This is a genomic window from Microvirga massiliensis, from assembly GCF_001006805.1.
In the GTDB taxonomy this organism is placed as follows: Bacteria; Pseudomonadota; Alphaproteobacteria; order Rhizobiales; family Beijerinckiaceae; genus Microvirga; species Microvirga massiliensis.
This window is the reverse complement of record NZ_LN811363.1, coordinates 143,686-151,270: the sequence shown is the minus strand read 5'-3', so window position 1 is coordinate 151,270 and position 7,585 is coordinate 143,686. Positions and strand designations below refer to the sequence as shown.

Sequence of the window (7,585 nt, the reverse complement as noted above, 5' to 3'; positions counted from 1 at the left end):
TCTCGTTGAGCGCTTCCACAAGACCATGCTCGACGAGTCCTCCCGCGTGGCGTTCCGGCGGAAGATCTCCTGCAGCATCGCCGCGCTCCAGGCTGACCTTTGCCTGGATAGAGAGCTCTAGAGCGGATTCGATTTACACGGGTTCATAGCCGCAATTCATGAGGTAGTTCTGGCATTCGCCGGGTTGGAATGCATCGAGCAAGTCTGCGATCGTCTTCCAGAGGGCTTCCTTGGTGCGTACCGCCGCTTTGCGCAAGAGCGCCTTGAGCTTCGCGAAGGCCTGCTCGATGGTATTGTCATGACGGCTCTCGATGGCTGGTTCCTGTTGGGGCGTCGACGCGATTGACGAGCCAGATGCGTTGCGTGCCGACCTGCGCCAAGCGCCCCGTGAGGCGGCCTCGCCGCAGCCAGCCGTAGACCGTTTGTCGATGGGCTCCGAGGCGATCGGCCAATTCTTGCAGCGTCATCGCATCGGTATGCTGGCGTGGCACGTGGCCAGACCAGATTGGACGCTGCGTGCCGAGGCCGCGACGCTGGAGCAGGCGACGGATCATGGGGGCATTGAAGACCGGCTTCTTAGGCGGTCGCCAGCCCTCGGCATTGAGACGGTCCGCAATGCGCTGCGCCGTGGCGCCCTGCGCCCGCATCTCCGCGATCCGGGCGAGCAGGGCGTCAAAATGCTCCAACTGCTCGAACCGGCGAACCGGGCGGATCAACGCGTGCCGCGTCACGACGCCTCCGGCCCAGTAACAGGCAAGCTCCGCGCGCTCGCTCGCCCCGTGCACCAGGATCACGACACGCTCGAGCATCGTGCGCGCAATCGTCTGGCGATCGCGCGCCGTCGTTGACGCGGCGTTCCACAGGGCCGGAATGTCTTCGGCGAGCTGCCGCACCGCAGCCTTTTCCGCGTCCGTCAACCGCGCGGGCTCGCGTTGCAGGACCCATCGATGCTCGTCGCGGAGCGCCTGCTCGGCCGCGAGGGCCACCTCCCAATCGCGCTCCAGGGTACGGGCGACGAGACGGTTCTGCGGATCGACCGCCTCGTAGCGGCGGCGCGCCAGCGCCGTCTCGTACTCCGCCCGTTCGAGCCGCTGCTTCCACTGCCCGTGCAACTGCTGGCGCTCGAGTTCGAGATCCTCGGCAACCTGGAGGCTGACCTCGAGGGCAGACGGCGAGAGCGCATCGAGCATCAAGGCGCTGACGCGCTCGTCCACCGGACGGGCGCTGATCGACTGGCAGCGGGGGGCGCCAAAGGTGGTGGCCATCTGGTTGCACGCATAGCGTGCCTCGCGGCCGTCGTCGTTGTAGGTCGTGAACATGCGCCGGCCGCACAGCCCACACGCCACGAGGCCGCCGAGCAGCGCTGCGCCGCCCCGGGGAATGCCAGTATGTCGCGTGCGGTTCGCGGCCATCTGCTCCTGGTTCCGCAGGAAGGTGTCCCAGTCAATGTAGGCTGGATATACGCCTTGCTGCAGCACCATCCACTGCTGCGGATCGCGCAGGAAGCGGCGCCCGCTGTGCGGCTTGCCGGGCAGCTGCAAGCGGCCATCGTGATGACGCCGTCCGTAGACATAGGCCCCGGCATAAGCCGGGTGGCGGAGCATGTCGGAGAGGGTCGCCCGATTGGGCCGGTTCCAACAGACGTCGCCCTTGTTGGGGCCGCTGCGGAGGCGGTCGGGAAGCTGAATGGCGTGGTCGACGAGATAGCGCAAAATCCCGCTGATCGAGCGCCGCCGCGCGAAGACCGCGAAGACCAGGCGGATGATCTGTTGGACGCCTTCATCCGGATCCAGGGCGACCTCGCCGGACGGCTTCAGGACGTAGCCACGCGGCAATCCCAAAACCAACTCGCCCCGACATGCTTTGGCGCGCCGCCCCTCGTGCATGCGGGCCTTGAGGATGTGCAGTTCCGCCTCGCTCATCGTGCCCTTGAGGCCCAACAACAGACGATCGTTGTAGGTGCTGGGGTCGTAGATGCCATCTGCATCGCCGATCAGGGTGTCGAAGAGCGCGCACATCTCCAGAAGCTGGTGCCAGTCGCGGCAGGAGCGGGCCAGGCGCGACACCTCGATGCCGAGCACCAGCCCGACATGGCCGAGCCCGACCTCGGCGACGAGGCGCTGGAAGCCGCGGCGGTCCACGGTCGAGGCGCCGGAGCGCCCGAGATCATCGTCGATGACGACGATCTGCTCGCGGCGCCACCCGAGATGGCGGGCGCGATCCGCCAGTCCATACTGGAGCCGTGTCGACTCGCGGTTCTGCTCAACCTGGCGCAGGGTCGATTGGCGGACATAGATCACCGCCAGACGATCGCAATGACGCGCCCGGATCTTCTCCGGTATCGTCGGGTTGAGGGCGCCCAGATCCACGCTCATGACCCGCCTCCCGAGCGGCGGACAGATGCTGCCGGACCAGGCTGCCGACCAGCACCACGAGACGCCGACGGCGCTCGCTGGGCAGGTCCTGCCACCGCAGTTGTCTCGGCTTCAGACTCATCGCGCCTCGCCCGCCACCGGGCCAGAGACAGCAGCGCCGGATGGCCCACACGCGGTGTCAACAGAACCTCTCCTTCAGAGGTTCCAAAGCTGCACGGTCTCGATTGGGTTCAAATCTGGTGAGTACGGCGGCAGGTAAAGGACGCTGGCGCCGGCCGCCCGGATCGCCTCGGTGATGCCCGCCACCTTGTGGGCCGAGAGATTGTCCATGACTACCACATCGCCGGGTGCGAGGCAGGGACAGAGCATCTGCGCGATATAGGCCCGGAACATCTCACCCGTCATCGCCCCGTCCAGCACGAGTGGGGCGATCAGTCCATTCGAGCGCAGGCCCGCCACGAAGGTCGTGGTCTGCCAATGGCCCCAGGGTGTCGCGCTCACCAGACGCTCGCCGCGTGGGCAGCGCCCGTAGCGGCGCGTCAGGTTGGTCGTGGTGCCGGTCTCGTCGAGAAACACGAAGCAGCTCGTCCATATAGCGCTGCCAGGCCCGCCAGCGCCGGCGCTCGCGCGCGACATCGGGGCGGTCCTGCTCGGCCGCGTGCAGCGTCTTTTTTTGCGCGTCAGCCTCATGCGCTTCAGCATGTCGTGAATGGTCGAGAGCGCCGAGACCAGAATCCCGCGGGACCGCAACTCGGCTTGGATCTCCGCCAGCGTGATCTCCGGCTTTGCCTCCACGAGCGATCGAAGCAGATCCTGGTGCGGCTCCAGGATGGGCCGACGATGCCCGCCGATCCGGGCCGGCGCCGACGAGCCGGTCTCGCGCACGCGGCGCAGCAGCTTCACGGCGGCCGAGGGACTGACCTCAGAGCGGACTGCCGCCTGCCGGATCGAACTGCCCCCCTCCACCGCCCGCACGATCCGTTCGCGCAGGTCCTGAGACAACGGTGCCGTCATGGTGAGCCTCGCTGCTCACGCCCCCGGCACCGCGGAATCACAACTAATGATTCCGTGCAACCCCAAACCGCTCTAACGTGACGCGTCCATACCAGGGCCGCTGGGGCTCTGGTCAGACCCCGATGCAGACCTTCCGCGACATCATCGCGGTGGCCCAGGAAAAGGTCCTGCCAGCGGTGGCGTAGAGGAGGGGAAACGGCTGACACCCCAATCCGTCAGATCATGTCTGAACTTCTACACAGCCGGAGGACCAAAGCTTATCTGTCATGAGTATGAGTGGCACATAGCCCTGCTTTTGAGCAGCTTGCGCATGAGCTTCACGGCCGCAGCTTTGTCCCGCTTGGGCTGGACCAGTAGGTCCAGGACCTCGCCCTCCCTGTCGACAGCGCGCCACAGGTACATGTGCCGGCCCTAGATTGAGACTACCAACTCGTCCAGGTGCCAGGTGTCCGCGGGCCGGCGCCGCAGCCGGCGAAGGTTGCGGGCGTATGCTGGACCGAACTTCAGAACTCAGCGCTGGACAGTCTCGTAGGAGACGCCGAGCCCGCGCTCGGCCATGAGCTCCTCGACATCGCGATAGCTCAGCGTGAACCGCAGGTAGAGCCAGACGGCGTGCTGGATGACCTCGGGCAGGAAGTGATGACGGTTTCAATAGACGGGCTGCATGGCTCCAGGCTGCCGCCAATTTGTCACGGCAGGCCATTCCCGCCGTGCAGCCGCAGGTCATTTCGAAGTCTCGGCGGCGTTCTTGGCCCGGCTCGTGGCGGTCTATCGTGCCACCGGCAGCTTCGCACCTGACTCTCGACGTTTCCGTGACAGGACCTCCGGTGCACCGGCGCCCAATCCAGTCCATCGTCGCCGGAGGCCGCGGTTCGAATCTGAAAATCAAAGGTGCCACACGTTTCAATAAATCTTCAATTCTGAGATACTCAACTACACTGGCTGGTGGGCCCTGCTCCGAAGCGGAGGTTCTATCATGTTTGTGATTCGTCGGTGCATCCGCAAGGAAAAGGCCGCAGTCGAAGCATTGAGGCGCGCCTCTTATGGAGACGCCAATGAATTCTCGGTAGCTGACCCTGCTGCACTCGATTGGTGTTCGTCCGATGACCTCGGGGTGGTCCTCGGTGCTTGGCACGAAGAAGTGCTAGTAGCGACAATGAAGGGGCAGATCCTCGCGGACCCTGAGCATGCTCAGAGGGCCATGGAGTGCGAGTACGACGATGCTGCGACGAGCTACCCGGCCCTGCTGCTCGGCAAGGGCGCAACCATTAAAGCGAAGAGGGCACATGGGCACAATTCTGTAATACGAGCTTTGTTCATAGAAGCGGCAAGCGAGCTGTGCATCAAGACAATCCTAGGAATCGTTTTTGAAGACGCGCCACGCACTCGACTTCTCCAGAGCCTAGGTTATGAGCTTCTACCAACGACTAAGATTTGGTACACGGATTTGATCCCAAAATCACACACTCTTATTGCCCGCTTAGATCAGCGATTCTTCTCAGGTGCTATTACCAAGCTCAAGTCGAATTTTGATTCCACTGAATACACCGTTTGCATTGACGTAAGAGAGGATCTTGCGAATTCTCTCAAGGAAGCGGACAGAGTGCCTCTTATCTGATCAGAATACTTCCGTTTGCCAGGCAGATCTGTCGAGGGTGGTGGCAGGGTCGGACGTATGGTAGACTGCAGCGTAAGGTACCTACAGTGCGCACCAGAGTGCTGCACTGCCTGATGTCTATATTACGAGTAGTAGGCCAAGGCAGCGCGATCGGATTCAAGCAGGAGAATCCGCATGGAGCCAATTCGGGCAGCAGACCTGCTGGTAAAGCGACGGCTTCCAGATATGCCTGTAGCACGGTCACAAATGGTCGATCGGCTAGTACGAAACTACGGAATTGGTCCTCCGATAACGGACGCCATGCTAGCGATCCCGCGCCACGCGTTTGCACCACCGATGTTTTGGCGTCTTGGTTATGCTGAAATGGAGCTTTGGGCGCCAGGACAGTTTCTTGTTAAGCCGAGCGTTATTGCCCGGATTGCATCCGAACTGGTTGCTTGCTCCTGCCGCACGATCCTTGAGTATTCGGCGTGGACCGGATACGCTGCTTGCATCCTGTCATTTATAGGTGAGCGCATTGACACCGTTGATCATGATCCTTGGTTGCTCTGGCTCGCGTCGGATGCTTATCGCGAACTCGGTATCGGGAAAATTCACCAGAAAGCGAGCGATGGAATTCTAGGCTGGCCCGAGCGCGCTCCCTATGATGCTTTAATTTTCAGCGCTGCCATTCCGGCAATAAACCCGTTTCTTTTCGATCAGCTGGCTGACGGAGGAGTCATCATCGCACCAGTAGGTAGCTATTTCGGGCCCCAGAGGTTGACGCTCGCAGCAAAGCGTCGCGGGCACATCTCTTTTAGAGACATGGGATTGTGTGTGTATCCCCCGCTTATGGGAGTCTGGTCAGGCAATGTGTTCGGCTTTGTTCGAACTCCGCCCGGTCACCCTGTAGCTGAGCGCACGAATAACAAAAAACCTTCGGGAGCAGATGCAGCTGGAGCCGTACAGTCCGCCGGAATGAGGCCGACACAACAGGCTGGCATCAACACCGAAGGACAAGATTCCTCAGCGAAGCAAAGTTCGACCAAAGCCCGATCAAGGCGGAGGTGACGACCTGAAGCCGGCTACGAGAGCCGACAGTTTGCTTGGTGTACTCGCATGAAAGCCGGGTTAGAAAACGCCCTCTACTCAAACGCTAAAGTGCTGTTGAAACGAGGCGATGTGAACGCGATCGCACTTGGTTACCGTCGCAGGGGTGGTCGGCAAACTAGCGAACCCAGTATCAAAGTCTTCGTTCCCGTCAAGCTACCGCCAGAGCTCCTCAGTCCAGCACAACTTATCCCGCGCCAGTTGAACGGGGGCATTGAGACGGACGTCGAGGAAATGGATGTTCCCGCATCCCCTCCTCTGCTAGTGGACCCTCCTTCGGTCCCGAGAGCGACCGCGTTTGCTCTGGCTGGGCCAATTCGATCCCTGAGAATGGGAGAGAGTGGAGGCTATTATCTTTCATTTGCAGGATCGCTTGGTATCTGGGCCAAGACCAGCTCAGCGGAAAGGTCTTTCGGCCTCTTCGTGAGCTGTAATCATGTGTTGGCCGACTTCAATCGCGCCATACCCGGCGCTCCTGTGATCCAACCAGCGTTAGCTCAGGGAGGAGCTTACCCCCGCGACTACAAGGGCAATGTCCGTAACTTTGTACCGCTCTGGTTTGGGCCCACGTTGCACAACTTTGTGGATGCAGCAGCCGCTGTCGCGCTGACGCCGCAGCGCTGGAATGAGGTACACGGGATTGGGCTAGTCCGAGGGATTGGAAATAGCCATAGCCCGCTAGTTGGAAGGTCGGTGAGAAAGCATGGCGCCGGCAGTGGCCTGACTACAGGCCGAATTGTAGCCCAGCAAGCACTTGTTAAAGTGGATTACTGGGCAATCGGGCCCACAGGCCGCAATACGCTGTTTGTTAATCAGATCATTGCGGACTGTCCGTGTCAGTTCGGTGATTCTGGGAGCATACTCTTCGATGAGGACAATATTGCGATTGGATTGCTTTTCGCAGGGTCAGCGACACACAGCTTCTTCGCACCACTTGATATCGTCAGTCTGTTTCTCGGGATCTCGCTCCTCTAGCAGTCTCCTACGAAACCACAGCGACTCATACCAAGTCCCGGAGGGTGTGATACCAAGTCCTGGAAAGTGTGACTCGTTGGGTTTCGGAGGCGGTGTTGATCTGATTCAACATGACAAACGAGGAGGTTTGCCATGTCGGTTCCGGTGGCGTTGCGGACGGATTACGACGGGCGGCGCTACGCGCTCTAGCGCGCCAGAGCCAGGATGGCCCGCAGACCCGCCGCCTCTTGGCTCTGGCGGCGATCTACGACGGCGGCACACGCAGCGAACCAGCCCCGATCGGCGGGTCGGGCTGCAGACGGTGCGCGATTGGGTGTTGCGCTTCAACGCGCACGGACCGGCGGGGCTCGTGGACCGCAAGCCGCCCGGCCCGCCCGCGATCCTGAGCGATGCGCATCGCCAGCAGCTCGCCGCGCTGATCGAGGCGGGTCCGATCGCGGCCATGCACGGCGTGGTGCGCTGGCGTCTGATCGATCTCATCCAGTGGCTCTGGGAGGAACACCGGATCGCGATC

5 protein-coding genes and 3 pseudogenes are annotated in these 7,585 nt (G+C 61.8%); 4 read left to right on the top strand and 4 right to left on the bottom strand.

The annotated features are described in order from the left end of the window. Positions 1 to 133 precede the first annotated feature (133 nt). The 4 genes and pseudogenes from BN1233_RS50125 to BN1233_RS50120 all read right to left on the bottom strand — a co-directional run. A pseudogene (locus BN1233_RS50125) lies at positions 134 to 295 on the bottom strand (IS630 family transposase); the annotation flags it as partial. Between the two features lies 1 nt (position 296). Further along, entirely contained in the window at positions 297 to 2,375 is a 2,079-nt protein-coding gene (locus BN1233_RS33055; RefSeq protein ID WP_046867885.1) for a recombinase family protein, read from the bottom strand. A gap of 195 nt (positions 2,376 to 2,570) precedes the next feature. Continuing rightward, the gene (locus tag BN1233_RS33050; protein ID WP_048709760.1) at positions 2,571 to 3,389 is read right to left on the bottom strand and encodes an IS630 family transposase; all 819 of its coding nucleotides are present in this window, start codon (positions 3,387 to 3,389) and stop codon (positions 2,571 to 2,573) included. Positions 3,390 to 3,630: 241 nt separating this feature from the next. Next, positions 3,631 to 4,022: pseudogene (locus BN1233_RS50120) on the bottom strand (IS6 family transposase); the annotation flags it as partial. Positions 4,023 to 4,365: 343 nt separating this feature from the next. On the opposite strand from BN1233_RS50120, the gene BN1233_RS33040 reads away from it, so the two are divergent. The 4 genes and pseudogenes from BN1233_RS33040 to BN1233_RS50115 form a co-directional block, all read left to right on the top strand. Continuing rightward, on the top strand, positions 4,366 to 5,007 hold the full coding sequence (locus BN1233_RS33040) for a hypothetical protein (RefSeq protein ID WP_046867884.1): 642 nt from the start codon (positions 4,366 to 4,368) through the stop codon (positions 5,005 to 5,007). 174 nt (positions 5,008 to 5,181) lie between these two features. Beyond that, on the top strand, positions 5,182 to 6,057 hold the full coding sequence (locus tag BN1233_RS45205) for a protein-L-isoaspartate O-methyltransferase family protein (protein ID WP_074078414.1): 876 nt from the start codon (positions 5,182 to 5,184) through the stop codon (positions 6,055 to 6,057). A gap of 48 nt (positions 6,058 to 6,105) precedes the next feature. Next, on the top strand, positions 6,106 to 7,071 hold the full coding sequence (locus BN1233_RS33035; RefSeq protein ID WP_046867883.1) for a hypothetical protein: 966 nt from the start codon (positions 6,106 to 6,108) through the stop codon (positions 7,069 to 7,071). A 132-nt stretch (positions 7,072 to 7,203) separates the two neighbouring features. Then, positions 7,204 to 7,585, top strand: a pseudogene (locus BN1233_RS50115) (helix-turn-helix domain-containing protein); the annotation flags it as partial.

Excerpts from the sequence above, each read along its gene's own strand:
- BN1233_RS33055 (WP_046867885.1), bottom strand. The coding sequence starts at position 2,375 with ATGAGCGTGGATCTGGGCGCCCTCAACCCGACGATACCGGAGAAGATC.
- BN1233_RS33035 (WP_046867883.1), top strand. The coding sequence starts at position 6,106 with ATGAAAGCCGGGTTAGAAAACGCCCTCTACTCAAACGCTAAAGTGCTG.
- BN1233_RS45205 (WP_074078414.1), top strand. The coding sequence starts at position 5,182 with ATGGAGCCAATTCGGGCAGCAGACCTGCTGGTAAAGCGACGGCTTCCA.
- BN1233_RS33040 (WP_046867884.1), top strand. The coding sequence starts at position 4,366 with ATGTTTGTGATTCGTCGGTGCATCCGCAAGGAAAAGGCCGCAGTCGAA.
- BN1233_RS33050 (WP_048709760.1), bottom strand. The coding sequence starts at position 3,389 with ATGACGGCACCGTTGTCTCAGGACCTGCGCGAACGGATCGTGCGGGCG.